At 55.4% G+C, this 14,526-nt stretch carries 18 protein-coding genes; 16 read left to right on the forward strand and 2 right to left on the reverse strand.

The window, feature by feature from the left end:
- The first annotated feature begins 2 nt into the window (after nucleotides 1-2).
- Entirely contained in the window at nucleotides 3-584 is a 582-nt protein-coding gene (locus ACZ5AM_RS02990; protein ID WP_464915439.1) for an ATPase, read from the forward strand.
- On the opposite strand, the gene ACZ5AM_RS02995 is transcribed toward ACZ5AM_RS02990, so the two are convergent.
- Nucleotides 585-1,322 carry a hypothetical protein gene (locus ACZ5AM_RS02995; protein WP_464915923.1) on the reverse strand — a complete coding sequence of 246 codons (738 nt, stop codon included), beginning with the start codon at nucleotides 1,320-1,322 and terminating at the stop codon, nucleotides 585-587.
- Nucleotides 1,323-1,352: 30 nt separating this feature from the next.
- A complete protein-coding gene (locus ACZ5AM_RS03000; RefSeq protein WP_464915440.1) occupies nucleotides 1,353-2,507 on the reverse strand; it encodes a pyridoxal-phosphate-dependent aminotransferase family protein in 1,155 nt (384 codons plus the stop codon).
- Between the two features lie 164 nt (nucleotides 2,508-2,671).
- Here ACZ5AM_RS03000 and ACZ5AM_RS03005 point away from each other — a divergent pair, with 164 nt between their 5' ends.
- From ACZ5AM_RS03005 to rpmC, 15 genes are all read left to right on the forward strand, one after another.
- Complete coding sequence (locus tag ACZ5AM_RS03005; RefSeq protein ID WP_464915441.1) at nucleotides 2,672-3,838, forward strand: MFS transporter; 1,167 nt, start codon at nucleotides 2,672-2,674, stop codon at nucleotides 3,836-3,838.
- Nucleotides 3,839-3,926: 88 nt separating this feature from the next.
- On the forward strand, nucleotides 3,927-4,475 hold the full coding sequence (locus tag ACZ5AM_RS03010; protein ID WP_464915442.1) for a 50S ribosomal protein L16: 549 nt from the start codon (nucleotides 3,927-3,929) through the stop codon (nucleotides 4,473-4,475).
- Nucleotides 4,476-4,599: 124 nt separating this feature from the next.
- Complete coding sequence (locus tag ACZ5AM_RS03015) at nucleotides 4,600-5,742, forward strand: RNA ligase (RefSeq protein WP_464915443.1); 1,143 nt, start codon at nucleotides 4,600-4,602, stop codon at nucleotides 5,740-5,742.
- Between the two features lie 145 nt (nucleotides 5,743-5,887).
- Nucleotides 5,888-7,258 (forward strand): ATP-binding protein, encoded by a 1,371-nt coding sequence (locus ACZ5AM_RS03020; RefSeq protein ID WP_464915444.1) that lies wholly within the window; start codon nucleotides 5,888-5,890, stop codon nucleotides 7,256-7,258.
- 75 nt (nucleotides 7,259-7,333) lie between these two features.
- Nucleotides 7,334-7,558, forward strand: coding sequence for a hypothetical protein (locus tag ACZ5AM_RS03025; protein ID WP_464915445.1), 225 nt, complete (start codon nucleotides 7,334-7,336; stop codon nucleotides 7,556-7,558).
- An 80-nt stretch (nucleotides 7,559-7,638) separates the two neighbouring features.
- On the forward strand, nucleotides 7,639-8,361 hold the full coding sequence (locus ACZ5AM_RS03030) for a hypothetical protein (RefSeq protein WP_464915446.1): 723 nt from the start codon (nucleotides 7,639-7,641) through the stop codon (nucleotides 8,359-8,361).
- An 836-nt stretch (nucleotides 8,362-9,197) separates the two neighbouring features.
- A complete protein-coding gene (locus ACZ5AM_RS03035; protein ID WP_464915924.1) occupies nucleotides 9,198-9,968 on the forward strand; it encodes a putative RNA uridine N3 methyltransferase in 771 nt (256 codons plus the stop codon).
- Nucleotide 9,969: 1 nt separating this feature from the next.
- On the forward strand, nucleotides 9,970-11,013 hold the full coding sequence (locus ACZ5AM_RS03040; RefSeq protein WP_464915447.1) for a 50S ribosomal protein L3: 1,044 nt from the start codon (nucleotides 9,970-9,972) through the stop codon (nucleotides 11,011-11,013).
- Between the two features lie 10 nt (nucleotides 11,014-11,023).
- Nucleotides 11,024-11,791 (forward strand): 50S ribosomal protein L4, encoded by a 768-nt coding sequence (gene rpl4p, locus ACZ5AM_RS03045; protein ID WP_464915448.1) that lies wholly within the window; start codon nucleotides 11,024-11,026, stop codon nucleotides 11,789-11,791.
- A gap of 5 nt (nucleotides 11,792-11,796) precedes the next feature.
- A complete protein-coding gene (locus tag ACZ5AM_RS03050; RefSeq protein ID WP_464915925.1) occupies nucleotides 11,797-12,057 on the forward strand; it encodes a 50S ribosomal protein L23 in 261 nt (86 codons plus the stop codon).
- A 13-nt stretch (nucleotides 12,058-12,070) separates the two neighbouring features.
- Entirely contained in the window at nucleotides 12,071-12,790 is a 720-nt protein-coding gene (locus ACZ5AM_RS03055) for a 50S ribosomal protein L2 (protein WP_464915449.1), read from the forward strand.
- A gap of 5 nt (nucleotides 12,791-12,795) precedes the next feature.
- Entirely contained in the window at nucleotides 12,796-13,197 is a 402-nt protein-coding gene (locus ACZ5AM_RS03060; protein ID WP_464915926.1) for a 30S ribosomal protein S19, read from the forward strand.
- Between the two features lie 10 nt (nucleotides 13,198-13,207).
- Nucleotides 13,208-13,678, forward strand: a complete 471-nt coding sequence (gene rplV / locus ACZ5AM_RS03065; protein WP_464915450.1) for a 50S ribosomal protein L22 — start codon at nucleotides 13,208-13,210, stop codon at nucleotides 13,676-13,678.
- A gap of 5 nt (nucleotides 13,679-13,683) precedes the next feature.
- Nucleotides 13,684-14,313, forward strand: a complete 630-nt coding sequence (locus tag ACZ5AM_RS03070; RefSeq protein WP_464915451.1) for a 30S ribosomal protein S3 — start codon at nucleotides 13,684-13,686, stop codon at nucleotides 14,311-14,313.
- Complete coding sequence (gene rpmC, locus ACZ5AM_RS03075) at nucleotides 14,300-14,500, forward strand: 50S ribosomal protein L29 (protein ID WP_015859601.1); 201 nt, start codon at nucleotides 14,300-14,302, stop codon at nucleotides 14,498-14,500. Before ACZ5AM_RS03070 ends, rpmC begins: the two co-directional genes overlap by 14 nt.
- Nucleotides 14,501-14,526 lie beyond the last annotated feature (26 nt).

Here is a 14,526-nt window from a genome sequence, read left to right on the forward strand (position 1 = left end):
AAGTGGGGGTCTACATATTCACGCCGGAGGATCTAGTCCGCTACGGCTCCGCTACCGAGGAGCAGCTTGAGGTTCTGAAGGGGGAGATCCTGAACAGGAAGGACGTTCTCGTCGTTGGCTCAAGCCGCTCCGGAAAGACGAAGCTCGTCGAGGCTTTGATGCACTTCATCCCCGACGACTGGAAGGTGGCCGTTGTTACTGCCTACGGCGAGTTCAAACCCTTTAAGCCCAACGTGGTCGTCATAGACACCCAGTTCGACAGCCAACCGCTTGAGAAGCGCACCTCCGATGTTATAGCCAAGATACGGCAGATAAACCCGGACTACGTCGTCATCGACACGCTCCACACGATAGACGTCGCCAGGGTCTTCCGGGAGCTCATAGACGACTACGCCTTCATAGTGACCTCCCTCGCGCTCACCGACGACATAAAGGACGAGGTGAAGCACTGGCTCAGGATAAGCGGGGAGACCTTCGACAAGTTCGACGTGGTCGTCGAGCTCAAGAGGGAGTGGAGAACCGGGAAGAAGAGCATAAACAGGATATACCGCGTCAGGGACGGCGAGCTTGAGGCAATGGGGTGATTATTTTTTCCTGTCTCTTCTCGCTCTTCTAGATCTGACGAGCCTCCAGCTCAAGTATAGGATCCCGTTAAAGGCAAGGGTCGCTAGGACAGCTATGGTGAGCGAGTTAACCGTTATCCCCGCCATGCTGTACTGGGTTCTCCTGAACATCCCGAGAAAAACGTAGTCTTCGGGGGTCATGTGCTTCATCCTCAGCTCGGTCTTCACGGTTCCGTTTTCAGACTGGAGTGAGAGCATGTGGTTCCAGGTGATCACGTAGACCCTGATGTGGGTCCCGTTCTCGGCGCAGTTTGGAACCGTTACGTTCCTCTCGATCCAGAGGCATTTTCCGCTGGGGAGCAGTTTTCCGTGAACGTCAACGTGGCCCTTCGTCTGGAAGTAGAACGTCCCGTCGCTGGGGTTCACCTTAACGACCTCTATGTCCTGGGTTGCCCCGCTGTAGACAAGCCCCCTGAAAAAGCGGTAGAGCTTGTCTATAACCGAGTTGCTGAAGTACTCGTCCTCCCAAACTATGTAGTACTGGATCGTTCCGTCGTAATCGACCATGTAGAGTATCCCCTGGGGCATATCGTTGGGCTTGGCGTAGACTATCGGGGTGTACCTATCGACCTTCTCGCCCTGCCCCGGCAGGTAGCCCTCGAGGGAATAGCCGCTGGAGGCGAGGCCAACGAACCAGAAGACGAGAAGGTTCAGGAGGAGCCACGTCGCCACTAAAGCTGCCTTCTTCTTTGATGCCATCTCTCTCACTAAAAAGTGGTAAGGGAAGCATCAGCCCTTAAGCTTTTCTATAACTTCCCTGAGGTTGGCGAGCATGTCTTCAATGTCCTCGAAGGTCATGTAGCCCATGTTCCCAATCCTGAAGGTCTTCTCAGCCACGCTCCCGTAGCCCTTGGCCAGCTCGAAGCCGCGCTCGCGCATGGCGTTGTAGACGTCGACGCCCTTCATCCCCTCTGGGACGACGACGGCCGTAATCGTTGGGCTCTCGTAGCCGGGCTCGGCCAGAATTCCGAGGCCCATCTCCTTGACACCCTCGCGTATGGTCTCGCTCCTCTTCCTGTACATGCCGAGCCATTCCTTCTTCCCGCCCATCTTCTCGATTATCCTCAGAACGACGTTGAGGCCGAATATCTGTGGGAGCGGCGGGGTTGAGGGAGTTCCCTTTTTCTTCTCGTTGAACTTCTTGTAGAGCGGAAGGTCGAAGTACCAGCCGCGCTCGGGCATCTTCTCGGCTATCTCAAAGACGCGCTCGCTGATGGCAGCAACTGCCAATCCCGGTGGAACACCAAAGGCCTTCTGGCTGCTCGCGAAGACCAAATCAATGCCCCACTCGTCGAACTTTATGTCGGCACCGCCCATGGCAGAGACGGCATCGACGAAGAGGAGCTTGTCGTGCTCGTGGACGACCTTTGCAAGCTCTGGGAGCGGGTTGAGAACGCCGGTTGAGGTCTCGTTGTAGGTTATGGTAACGGCGTGGACGTCCGGGTTCTTCCTCAAAGCCTCGTCGAGCTCCTCCGGCTTTACGGCGTATCCGGGCTCCTTCTCAAGGACAACGGCCTCCCTTCCGTTGGCCCTGACGACGTCGGCGAAGCGCTTTCCGAAGGCACCTATGACCGTAACCAGAACCTTTCCGCCGCGCGGGACGGTGTTTCTAACCGCGGCCTCCATGAAGCCGGTTCCAGAGCTCGGGAAGAGGATTACCTCGCCCTTATCGGCCTCGAGAAAAGCTTTGAGCCTGTTGAGTGTGTCGACGTGAACCTCCTTGGCCTCAGCCGAGCGGTGGCTGAACATCTGGACGCTCATTATCGCAAGAACCTCTGGGAAGCAGGCGACCGGGCCGGCAGTGAAGAGCTTGTACTTCGGCTTGACGAGCTCGTAAACCTCCCTATAAGCGTCCTCGTACTGCATGTCGAACCTCAGCTCCATCAACATCACCTCGGCGGGAGTTGCGGCGGGATCTATAAAAGGGTTCTCTTAGGCTAAGGGGTCGGTTTTTGAAGCTTTTTCCTTCCTGATGCCCAATAAATGAAAAGTTTTCAGTCCGACCGATACTTTTTAAAACTCCGCACTAACGTTCAGAGGGTGGTCTAATGGAGCGCTCCAGACTGGCTGGAATAGTCCTTCTCGTAATCTCTGCCTTCACCGGCACGATAGCCTTCCGCCTCGCCACTCCCGCGATAGCGTTCTACACCCGTGACATCCTCAAGGCGAGCATGCTGTCCGTTTCAATCGTCTCGATGTCCTTCGTCCTCGCGAGGGCCTTTTCCTCGGTTCTGGGGGGCCTGATGCTTGAGAGGGGTAAAAAGCTCGTCTACATCGGTGCTCTGGCGATGATGGGAAACGCCCTCGCGGTGCAGCTATATCCATTGACTTCTACGTGGGTTCAGGTGGCTGGAATAAAGCTCCTCAACGGCTTTCTAAATGGACTGAGCTGGCCGATGGCCCAGTTCGTCATAGCCGTGGCCACGCCGAAGGAGATAAGGGCGAGGGTCACGGCGATATACTTCTTCTTCGGTAGCATAGCCTCGCTCCTTGGAAACTACGTCTACGCTTACACCGCCGGCTGGGGCCTTTCGGGTCAGATGTGGATATCCTCGGCTTTCTTCCTCCTCACGGGCCTGATAATGGTGGCGAGCTACGTCCTCCTCTATGGGAGGATAACGCCCAAGAGGAAGAAAACCCCCAACGGCGAAAAGCCGAGCCTCGATCCAAAACGCGTCCTCATAATCGCCTCTCTCATGGCAGTCATAGTCGCCTTCACCTCGGGCGAGATAACCTACGTCTACGTGTCTGAGGCTCTCGGGCTGGACAAAGCGACCACCGCCACACTGATAGGCTGGGCCGGCTTTCTGGCAGCTCTGCTGAGCTACTTCGCCTCGTGGCTCGCAGACGTCAGGAGCGAGGGGAGGACCGTTGCCCTGACCGCTCTTTTGGCTGCCGTTTCCCCGCTCCTTGCCGCGGTGAAGACCGCCCCGACGGTGTTCCTCGGGATATTCTTGGCCCTCTTCGCCTTTCAGAGCTTCAGGCCAATTTCGAGGAAAGTCCTCGCTTCCTACCACCGCTCCTCCCTGGCCATAGGCGGAGTGAACGGCGTCCAGAACCTGTCCACGTTCCTTGGGGGGATGCTCTTTGGCTTCGCCTACTCGCTGGGAGAGGTTCACGTGACGGTTACCCTCAACCTAGCCCTGCTGACCTTCACCCCAGTCTCCCTCCTGCTCCTCTGGGAGACCGCTAAGCTTAAGGGTAGGGTGAAGTAAGGCCCACTGTGGGGACGCTCCAAAACTTTTATAAAAGCGAGGGCAAGCTAAGTTTAGGCTTAGCTTACGCTCATTTGGAGGTGAGATTATGGGACTAAGGCCAGCCAAGATTGATAGGGACGTTGATAAGCCCGCTTACACGAGAAGGGAGTACATACGCGGTGCCCCGGGACCGAAGATAACGATATTCGACATGGGCAACCTCTCCGCCGAGTTCCAGTACGAGGTCAGCCTTCACGCCGAGCAGGCCATGCAGATAAGGCAGAACGCCCTCGAGGCGATTCGTATACAGGTCAACAGGTACCTCCAGAAGAACGTCGGTAGGAGCAACTACCACTTCAAGATCAGGGTCTACCCGTTCCAGGTCCTCAGGGAGAACCCGATGGCAACTGGAAGGAAGGCAGACCGTTACGGAAACGGTATGCGCAGACCCTTCGGAAAGCCCATCGGACTTGCCGCGAGGGTTAAGAAGGATCAGAAGATCATCACCGTCTGGGTCAACGAGAACCACCTTAAGTTCGCCCTCGGTGCGATGCACAGGGCCAAGATGAAGCTTCCCTACTCAGCCTACTACAGGATCTACGACAAGGAAGGCAACGACGTTACGACAAAGGTTCTCTCCACCATGAAGCGCTGATTTCGCGAGCCCTTTGGGCTCTCTCACTACCTTTTGTGCGTTTCTCACGTGACCTTTGGTTGCCCTCTTGTCGTATACTCATAATGATTATTAACGATGCCGTCCTATTCTCGCTGGTGGGAAGATGGTAAGCTCTCACTTCATGAGGGTACTCCGCAAGATCGGCGTTCCCGAGGACAGGCTTCTCGTTCTGGAGGGGAAGGGGGGAATCGTTGAAGACGAGTTCGAGGGCGTCAGGTACGTCCGCTTCCGCGATTCCGCCAAGGGCTTCCGCAGGGGGACGGTGGTCTTCGAGAACGGAGAAGCCGTCATCGGCTTTCCCCACATAAAGCGCGTCGTCCAGCTGGAGAACGGGATAAAGAGGGTCTTCAAAAACAAGCCCTTCTACGTCGAGGAGAAGGTGGACGGCTACAATGTCCGCGTCGTTAAGGTCGGGGATAAGGTCCTCGCCCTCACCCGCGGCGGCTTCGTCTGCCCCTTCACGACCGAGAGGATAGGGGACTTCTTGGACTTCGAGTTCTTCAGGGACTACCCCAACCTAGTCCTGGCGGGGGAGATGGCCGGGCCGGAGAGCCCCTACATAGTCGAGGGACCGCCCTACGTGAAGGAGGACATCCGGTTCTTCCTCTTCGATATCCAGGAGAAGGGAACCGGAAAGAGCCTGCCTGTGGAGGAGCGTTATAAACTGGCTGAAGAGTATGGAATTCCGCAGGTTAAGCGCTTCGGCCTCTTCGACCGCTCCCGTCTGGACGACCTCTACGACCTCGTAGAAAAGCTCAGCGAGGAGAGAAGAGAGGGGGTTGTCATGAAGACCCCCGACATGAAGAGGATAGCGAAGTACGTGACACCCTACGCCAACATCAACGACATCAGGATCGGCTCGCACGTCTTCTTCGACCTTCCCCACGGCTACTTCATGGGGAGGATAAAGAGGCTCGCCTTCTATCTCGCTGAAAAGCACGTTAAGGGTGAGGAATTCGACGAGTACGCCAAGGCCCTCGGAAAGGCCCTGCTGAGGCCCTTCGTCGAGAGCATCCACGAAGTGGCGCACGGCGGTGAGGTCGAGGAGGTCTTCACGGTGAGGGTGAAGAACATAAGCACCGCCCATAAAATGGTGACCCACTTCGAGAGGCTCGGCGTGAAAATCCACATCGAGGACATCGAAGACCTCAAGAACGGCTACTGGAGGATAACCTTCAAGCGGGTTTACCCGGACGCGACGAGGGAAATGCGGGAGCTTTGGAACGGGCTGGCGTTCGTGGATTGAGGTTTCTCTCGCTTTGTTTTTGAGGTATGAGCTTTCTTTTAAATTCGCTGGGAATGATAATCGCCATTATGATAACCGCGGTTATCACTCGTTGGCCGTTTGAAGACTTCGAAAGGCTTATAAGTCCAAAAACCTACTCACGAGTATGATACTCACGAGTAAGTTCGTTGACAGAAAGGCGGAGCTAAACTTCCTCAGGGAGAGATATCGCTCGGGAAGGGCCGAGCTGATAATCCTCTACGGGCGGAGGAGGATTGGGAAGACGTATCTCCTGCGAAAGTTCCTTGAAGAAGTCGGAGGGGTTTACCTTTTGGCTGAAGAGAACGAGACAAACCTTGAGGACTTCTCGTTGAGGCTGGCAGATTACTTCAACGACCCCTTCCTGAGGGAGAACCCGATGCGAAGCTGGGGGGCCTTCTTCACTTATCTGGCTGGAAAGACCTCCGATAGGCTCGTGGTTGTGATTGACGAGGTTCAGTATCTAGCCAAAGCCGACAAGGGTTTTCTAAGCACGCTCCAGAAGTACTGGGACCTGCACCTGTCCAACACGAGGATAATGCTGATCCTCTGTGGTTCGCTCGTTTCGTTCATGGAGGGGATTCTCTCGGCGAAGTCGCCGATATACGGCAGAAGGACTGGAGCCTGGAAGGTAAATGAGATAGGCTTCTTCGACCTGCTCGAATTCCATCCAATTGGCCTAAAGACTGCTGTTAATGTCTATGCGATCTTCGGCGGAGTTCCCCAGTACTGGGTAGACTATAACCCGGAGAAAGACTTCTGGGACAACATTAGAACACTAATCCTCTCGAAGGGGGCGAAGTACTACGACGAGCCCAAATACCTCCTTAAGGAAGAACTCAGGGACGTTTCGAGGTACTTCTCGATTCTTCGTGCCATAGCGCTCGGCTACACGCGCTTTGGCCAGATAGCGGATAAAGCCAGGATAGAGACCAAGAGCCTCGGCAAGTACCTCAACGTTCTGGAGGAGATGGGCTACATCAGTGAGGAGAGGCCAGTCGTGGGAAAGGGGCGAACGGTTTACAGGATAAACGATAACCTCTTCAACTTCTGGTTCCGTTTCGTCTTCCCAAGGCGGGACGAGATAGAGATGGGCTTCGACGTGGTGAAGGAGATAAAGGGCGAGTTCAACGACTACCTGGGCTTTGTCTTTGAGGATATAGCCAGACAGTTTCTGGTTGAGCTCAACAGGGCAGGAAAACTTCCGTTTCGCTTCACAAAAATCGGTCGCTGGTGGCATAAGAACGAGGAGATTGATTTGGTTGCGTTGAACGAGCGGGAGAAAAAAGCCCTCTTTGTCGAGGTGAAGTGGAAAAGCCTTAGCGAGAGGGAAGCGAGGGGAATCCTTAAGGACCTGGAGAGGAAAGCTGAATTGGTTGGATTGGAAGGCTGGGAGAAGTTTTACGGGCTGGTGGCGAAGAGTATTGGGGAAAAAGCGAGGTTAAGGGAGGAGGGCTATTACGTCTGGGATTTGAGGGATTTCGATAAATTAATGTAAGGTTAGCATGAAATTATTGCATTGGGTTTGTCCATTGCTTTTACATCGTATAAAATGAGTGTGGAGGTGTGATAGTTGGTAGTGGGGCTAGTTAGAAAGGATAAAGTCAAGAAGGTGGTAAGAAAGTTCCCAAGAAAAGAGGTTGAGATAGAGAGAGCTTTGTACGGGAAAGTACATCCAAGAGTAACACTCTACCACCCCAGAGCGCAGCGAATCATCAAAGATTCGATCTTCATGGATCCAACCCTCTTAAACCTGGCTCTTGAACACACACTACTAAATTCACATCGGAAGTGTTAGAATCAGGAGATCTAAAGAAGTACGTCGCGCCGTCGGCACAAGATGCCCTGAAATACCACCTCCTGTTTCAATTAGCGATGTTGAAGATAATCAAGGAGCACGAGGACGCGTTCAGGCTTGCCCGCATAGATGCATATAAACTGGGCGAGGTATCTAAAAAGGCGATTAAGAAACACGCAACAGTAGAAGACATCTACGCAGCAAGTTTAGGTGCGGTGGAAAGCGGGATCGCTCCGGACGCCCTAGAAGAGGCGTACTTGGTCAAACCATTCAACGAGTTCGCCGCAGACGACAATATCCCAAAGATTGCGGAAACACTGGTGAATGAGCTAGCGAAAGTAGGCATTCACGTTGATAGAAAAAGAGTAGAGGAAGCATTTAGAAGAGCAAAACCGGTCGTAGAAAGCCTCGTAAAGGAAGCGTATATGAACCCCACCCATGAAATCATCAGCAGCACGATCGACGAACACCAATACATTATAAAGGGAATAGAAACGAACAAAGAGTTCCGTCAGTTCTTGGCGGAGATCAGCGGGAAGAAGATAGAGAAGAAACCCCCCGCCAAGTTCAAGCAGGTTCAGAAGCAGATGGAGGCAGAGCCGAGGACGAAAAGTTTGCCCGAGGATGCTAAACTCGAAGTCCTCTCTATCCTCCAAGCTTTAGAGTTCGCCGACTACTCTGAGAGCGCCAAGGAAAAAGCCCTTGAAAAACTAACCCCGATGCTCGAAGAGCTTTCAAGGAAGAGCTCACAGCTGAGAACCTCCAGAAAATCGGCCTCGTTGCCTTCGCGGTCGAGATCATAAAGCGGGGAGAGTTCCGCAGGATAGAGGAGATAAAGAAGCTCTGAGGGGCTTTAGAGCTCCCTGAAGGCCTCCCAAATTTTTGTCTGGAATTTCGGACTGTTTTTGGGAGGTCAATCAACTTGCACCCCTACAAGTTACTTGTACCCCCGCAAGTTGGGCATCTTTCCGGTTGGGCACAAGCATCTTTGCACAGGCATGGGGGATAAAACTTGTAAGCATACCGTCTAAAGGATGACCCTTCCTAAAATTAGCACATCAATATCGCATACAAATTTTCCACCATCCGTTAAGGACGCTTGGATGATAGTGAAAGCGGCACTTGCGTAAGCAAGGGCCGATTGGGGGGAGTGGGGCGTTAGCCCCCCAGCAACCTTTGCTTGCGCAAAGGTTGACCAAATGGTTTTGACTCCATTTAATTGTCTTGGAGCAGTTCGTACGTGCTTTGTAGGAGAGGGCGTTTTAGTGGGCTTTTTCGAGTAAGATGGCCGATATCTACCGGGTTTATCTCCTTCGCGCCCTTCGGGCGCTATGGAAAGTAAACCCCATTTAAAAAGTCAGTTTGAGTGTGAAAGACATTGGAAGTAAAGCGCGTGAAAAGCACGTGCAAACTTTGATGAAACTTTGCGAAGGCAAAGTTTCTTTCCGTGGGGGAAGCCCCACTTCGGGGGTTTGAGAGCACAGAGAGATAAGGGGGCGGAGCCCCCTTGTCTTTCGTTTGCAAAAAAGTTGCATACCTTCCAGACCAAAAAAGGGTTGCAGCCTTCGAAAGCCTTTTAAATACTCTCCATAGACCCCAGTTCAGCGTTGAAGTGATCATAGCGAAGGATGACGGAAAAATGGCCTGGCACGTCTTCATTCCGGATTCGCTCCTCGAAGAGAGCGACGACCCGAAGATCAGAACCTACAAAGTCGGGCAGATAGCCAGGGCCTGTGCAATCTTCGGCGTCGAGCACGTCTGGATCTACAGGGCCGGCGGCAGGGACGGCAGGTTCATCAAAACCATCCTCGAATACGCGGAAACGCCCCAGTACCTCCGCAAAAGGCTGTTCCCGCTGATGCCGGAGCTCAAGTACGTCGGCGTCATCCCGCCGCTCAGAACGCCGCACCACAAGCTCAAGGGAAAGCCAAAGGTCGGCGAGATCCGCGAGGGCTTCGCCTTCAGGAAGGGGCGCAGGGTCTACGCGGACATCGGCCTCGACGACCTCGCGATGGTCGAGGGGGACGTCGAAGGGCGCGCAACGTTCAGGATCGTCTCGGTAAGGCCGCTCAGAGTGATACCATCGAAGCCGGAAGAATACTGGGGATACAGGGTTCACCTGACGAGGAAGTCACTGGCGAAAACACTTAAAAAGGCCAGGCTGGATCTGGTCATCGCGACCTCGCGCAGGGGTCGCGACATCCGAGAGGTGAAGCTTCCCCCGCTGGGGGGGGAGGTCGGATTCGTCTTCGGCTCACCGAGGAAGGGCGTGATAGAACTCCTCGGCGAGGAGGATTATAACTTTGATCTAATCCTCAACACGGTTCCAAATCAGCGGACAGCTACCGTCCGCACCGAGGAGGCGCTCCTCGCGACTCTCGCGGTGTTTAATCTCATAAGGAGGGATTGAGATGGGAAAAATACACAGGCCAAGGAGAGGTTCACTGGCTTACTCCCCGAGAAAGAGGGCTAAGAGCATAGTCCCGAGAATCAGGAAGTGGCCGAAGGACAGCGAGGTCAGGATGCTGGGCTTCGCCGGCTACAAGGCCGGTATGACCCACGTCCTCATGATAGACGACAGGCCAGGGCTCACGAAGGGCAAGGAGATCTTCATGCCGGTCACTATCGTGGAAGTCCCGCCGCTCTTCGTCTACGGCATCAGGGCCTACAGGCAGGGCTATCTCGGCCTCGAGACCGCCACTGAGGTCTGGTTCCACGAGCTGAACGACCACGTCAAGAGGCGCATAAAGACCCTGCCGAAGGACTATGGCGAAGATGCCTTCAAGGCCAAGCTCGGCCAGCTCGAGGACCTCGTCAACGACGGCGAGATAGTTGATGTCAGGCTCCTCGTCCACACCCAGCCGTGGCTCATCAAGCTCAAGAAGAAGCCGGAGGTTATGGAGTACGCCATCGGCGGCGACGACGTCAAGGCCAAGTTCGAGTACGCCAAAGAGAAGATCGGCAGGGAGATAAGGGCAAGTGAGGTTCTCCACGAGGGTGAGCTCCTCGACGTCATAGCCGTCACCAAGGGCAAGGGAACTCAGGGCCCGGTCAAGAGATGGGGCGTCAAGATACAGTTCCACAAGGCCCAGCGTGCTGGAAAGGGCAGGCACATCGGTAACCTCGGCCCGTGGCACCCGACCAGGGTCATGTGGACCGTCCCGCAGGCCGGTCAGATGGGCTTCCACCACAGGACCGAGTTCAACAAGAGGCTCATAGCGATAGGTGAGAACGGCAAGCTCAAGCTCGATGAGAAGCACGAGGTCGAGATAACCCCGAAGGGTGGCTTCCCGCACTACGGAATCATAAGGAGCGACTTCCTCATGATACAGGGAACCGTGCCGGGTTCCTTCAAGAGGATCGTCAGGGTCAGGCCGGCCATAAGGGCACCGAAGAAGAGGCCGCCCGTTGAGAGGCCGCAGATAACCTACGTCAGTAGGGAGTCCAAGCAGTGAGGTGAGATAGATGAAGGTTAAGGTTTTCAATCTCGAAGGCGAGCCTGTGGAGGAGATCGAGCTTCCCAAGGTCTTTGCTACGCCTTACAGGCCCGACCTCATAAGGAGGGCCGTCATCGCTTCATGGACCCACAGGATACAGCCGCAGGGCAGGGACCCGCAGGCCGGTAAGAGGCGCGTCACCGAGAACATCGGAAAGGGCCACGGCATGGCCAGGGTTGAGAGGATAAAGACCTCACCGAGGTTTGCCGCCTTCGTCCCCTTCGCCGTCGGTGGAAGGAGAACCCACCCGCCGAAGGTCGAGAAGATCATCTGGGAGGACATCAACAAGAAGGAGCGCAGGCTGGCTATAATGAGTGCCATTGCTGCAACGGCCAACTACGACCTCGTCAGGGCCAGGGGGCACGTTATAGACAACGTTCCGCAAGTTCCGCTCGTTGTCGTTGATGACCTTGAGAAGGTCTTCAAAACGGCACAGACCAGGGAGATATTCAAGAAGCTCGGCGTCTGGGACGACATCGAGAGGGCAAAGAGGAACACCAAGATAAGGGCCGGTAAGGGTAAGATGCGCGGAAGGCGCTACAAGAAGGCCAAGGGGCCGCTCATCGTCGTTGCCAAGAACGAGGGCATCGTTCAGGGAGCGAGGAACCACCCGGGTGTTGATGTCGTCACCGTCGAGAACCTCAGCGCCGAGCTGCTCGCCCCGGGTACCCATCCGGGAAGGCTCACCATATGGACGAAGGGTGCGATAGAGAAGCTTAGGGAGATCTACGGGTGATGAGGATGGATCCGTACAAGGTTATCGTAAGGCCGGTCGTTACCGAAAAGGCCGTTTCACTAATCGAGAGGGAGAACAAGCTCACCTTCATAGTTGACAGGAAAGCCACCAAGGCCGACATCAAGAAGGCAGTGGAGGACATGTTCCAGGTCAAGGTTGAGAAGGTCAACACCCTCATAACCATGAGGGGAGAGAAGAAGGCCTACGTGAAGCTCAAGCCCGAGTACAGCGCGAGTGAGGTTGCTGCCAGGATAGGATTGTTCTGACGGGGTGAGTGAGATGGGAAAGAGTCTGATTCAGCAGAGGAGAGGTAAGGGAACCACGACCTTTAGGGCCCCCTCGCACCGCTACAGGGGCGCCGTCAGGTACGTTCCGCTCAACCTTACCAAGGAGAAGACCCTGGTTGGGAAGGTCGTCGAGATACTCCACGACCCGGGAAGGACCGCTCCAGTCGCTCGCGTCAAGTTCGAGAACGGCATGGAGAAGCTCATCATAGCTCCAGAAGGGCTCCTCGTCGGTGAGGAGATAGCGATAGGACCGAACGCCCCGATCAAGATCGGCAACACCCTCCCGCTTGCCATGATACCCGAGGGAAGCTACGTCTACGACATCGAGGGGGTTCCTGGCGACGGAGGAAAGTACGTCCGCGCTGGCGGTTCCTACGCCCTAGTCGTCAGCAGGGAGAAGGACAAGGTCATAGTCCAGCTCCCGAGCGGTGAGCTCAAGCAGTTCAAGCCCGAGTGCAGGGCCACAATCGGTGTCGTCGCCGGCGGCGGAAGGCTCGAGAAGCCGATCGTCAAGGCCGGTAAGGCCTACTACATAGCCAAAGCCAGGAACAGGTTCTGGCCCAAGCCAAGGGGTGTCAAGATGAACGCCGTCAACCACCCGCACGGTGGTAAGGAGCACCACATCGGTAGGCCGAGCACCGTTTCGAGGCGCGCTCCGCCCGGAAGGAAGGTCGGTCACATAGCCGCGAGAAGAACTGGTAGGAGGAAGTGATGAAGATGGCGAGAAAGAAGGAGTTTAGGTACAGGGGTTACACCTTCGAGGAACTGCTCAACATGTCACTCGAGGACTTTGCCAAGCTCCTCCCGGCCAGGCAGAGGAGGAGCCTTAAGAGGGGCCTTTCCCCGGAGCAGAAGAAGCTCCTCAGGAAGATCCGCCTCGCAAAGAAGGGCAAGTACAAGAAGCCCATAAGGACCCACAGCAGGGACATGGTCATCCTGCCCGAGATGGTCGGCATGACCATCCACGTCCACAACGGAAAGGAGTTCGTTCCTGTGGAGATCAAGGAGGAGATGATCGGCCACTACCTCGGCGAGTTCGCACTCACGAGGAAGATAGTCCAGCACGGATCGCCTGGTGTTGGAGCAACCAGGTCATCGATGTTCGTGGCGGTCAAGTGAGGTGGTTTAGATGAGCAGGGGCAGGTTTTCCTACTCATTCCAAAATTTTGACCCCGAGAGGATGGCAAGGGCGAGCGGAAGGGACCTCCGCATATCGCCCAAGCACAGCGTTGAGCTGCTCAGGGAGATAAGAGGCATGATGCTCAACGACGCTCTCCGCTACCTCGACGACGTCATAGCCCTCAAGAGGCCGGTTCCGCTCAAGAGGCACAACGACAGTCAGGGCCACAAGCCGGGTAAGGGCTTCGGTCCGGGTCGCTATCCGGTCAAGGTCGCGAAAGCCGTCAAGAAGGTGCTCCTGAACGCCAAGAACAACGCCGAGCAGAAGGGACTCGACGTCGACAGGCTCAAGATAATCCACGCCGCTGCCCATAGGGGCCCGGTCCTCAGGGGTTACATCCCGAGGGCCTTTGGAAGGGCCACACCGTTCAACGAGCAGACGACCCACATAGAGATAGTCGTCGAGGAGATTAGGAGGTGAGACTTTTGGCGATCGAGAGATACTTCATCAAGGAAAACGTTAAGGAGATGCTCATCGACGAGTACCTTGAGAAAGAACTCAGGAGAGCCGGCTACGGTGGAATCGACATAAAGAAGACTCCTCTTGGAACCAAGGTCGTTATCTTCGCCGCCAACCCCGGTTACGTCATAGGCAGGGGTGGAAGGCGCATTAGAGAGCTCACCAGGATACTCGAGAAGCAGTTCGGCCTCGAGAACCCGCAGATCGAGGTCGAGGAGATCAAGAACCCCTACCTCAACGCCAAGGTCCAGGCGGTAAGGCTTGCCCAGGCCCTCGAGAGGGGCATTCACTTCAGGAGGGCCGCTTACTCCGCCATAAGGGCCATCATGAGGAACGGCGCTCGCGGTGTCGAGATAAGGCTCAGCGGAAAGCTCACCGGCGAGAGGGCCAAGAGTGTCCGCTTCTACCAGGGCTACCTCGCCAAGGTCGGGAACCCGGCAGAGACCCTCGTCAGCAGGGGCTACGCCCAGGCACTGCTCAAGCTCGGTGTTATAGGCGTCAAGGTCTCTATCATGCCGCCCGAGGCCAAGCTCCCGGACGAGATAGAGATAGTCGAGAAGGTTCAGGAAGAGGTGAGCACCAATGAAGCCGAGTGAGATTAGGGAGATGAGCATCGAGGAGATCGATGAGAAGATCAGGCAGCTCCGCCTCGAGCTCGCCAAGGAGAGGGGTATGCTCACCATGGGGACCTCCACCGAGAACCCCATGGTCATCCGCAACCTCAGGCGCGACATCGCGCGCCTGCTTACCATAAAGAAGGAGAAGCTTAGGGAGAAAAGGTGAGGTTCGGTGCCAAGGATTGTTAACCC

The organism is Thermococcus fumicolans, assembly GCF_055386755.1.

What these genes read in the sequence shown, in the direction of transcription:
- ACZ5AM_RS02995 (WP_464915923.1), bottom strand. Translation starts at nt 1,322, where the DNA reads ATGGCATCAAAGAAGAAGGCAGCTTTAGTGGCGACGTGGCTCCTCCTG.
- ACZ5AM_RS03000 (WP_464915440.1), bottom strand. Translation starts at nt 2,507, where the DNA reads ATGGAGCTGAGGTTCGACATGCAGTACGAGGACGCTTATAGGGAGGTT.
- ACZ5AM_RS03005 (WP_464915441.1), top strand. Translation starts at nt 2,672, where the DNA reads ATGGAGCGCTCCAGACTGGCTGGAATAGTCCTTCTCGTAATCTCTGCC.
- ACZ5AM_RS03010 (WP_464915442.1), top strand. Translation starts at nt 3,927, where the DNA reads ATGGGACTAAGGCCAGCCAAGATTGATAGGGACGTTGATAAGCCCGCT.
- ACZ5AM_RS03015 (WP_464915443.1), top strand. Translation starts at nt 4,600, where the DNA reads ATGGTAAGCTCTCACTTCATGAGGGTACTCCGCAAGATCGGCGTTCCC.
- ACZ5AM_RS03020 (WP_464915444.1), top strand. Translation starts at nt 5,888, where the DNA reads ATGATACTCACGAGTAAGTTCGTTGACAGAAAGGCGGAGCTAAACTTC.
- ACZ5AM_RS03035 (WP_464915924.1), top strand. Translation starts at nt 9,198, where the DNA reads ATGGCCTGGCACGTCTTCATTCCGGATTCGCTCCTCGAAGAGAGCGAC.
- ACZ5AM_RS03040 (WP_464915447.1), top strand. Translation starts at nt 9,970, where the DNA reads ATGGGAAAAATACACAGGCCAAGGAGAGGTTCACTGGCTTACTCCCCG.
- rpl4p (WP_464915448.1), top strand. Translation starts at nt 11,024, where the DNA reads ATGAAGGTTAAGGTTTTCAATCTCGAAGGCGAGCCTGTGGAGGAGATC.
- ACZ5AM_RS03050 (WP_464915925.1), top strand. Translation starts at nt 11,797, where the DNA reads ATGGATCCGTACAAGGTTATCGTAAGGCCGGTCGTTACCGAAAAGGCC.
- ACZ5AM_RS03055 (WP_464915449.1), top strand. Translation starts at nt 12,071, where the DNA reads ATGGGAAAGAGTCTGATTCAGCAGAGGAGAGGTAAGGGAACCACGACC.
- ACZ5AM_RS03060 (WP_464915926.1), top strand. Translation starts at nt 12,796, where the DNA reads ATGGCGAGAAAGAAGGAGTTTAGGTACAGGGGTTACACCTTCGAGGAA.
- rplV (WP_464915450.1), top strand. Translation starts at nt 13,208, where the DNA reads ATGAGCAGGGGCAGGTTTTCCTACTCATTCCAAAATTTTGACCCCGAG.
- rpmC (WP_015859601.1), top strand. Translation starts at nt 14,300, where the DNA reads ATGAAGCCGAGTGAGATTAGGGAGATGAGCATCGAGGAGATCGATGAG.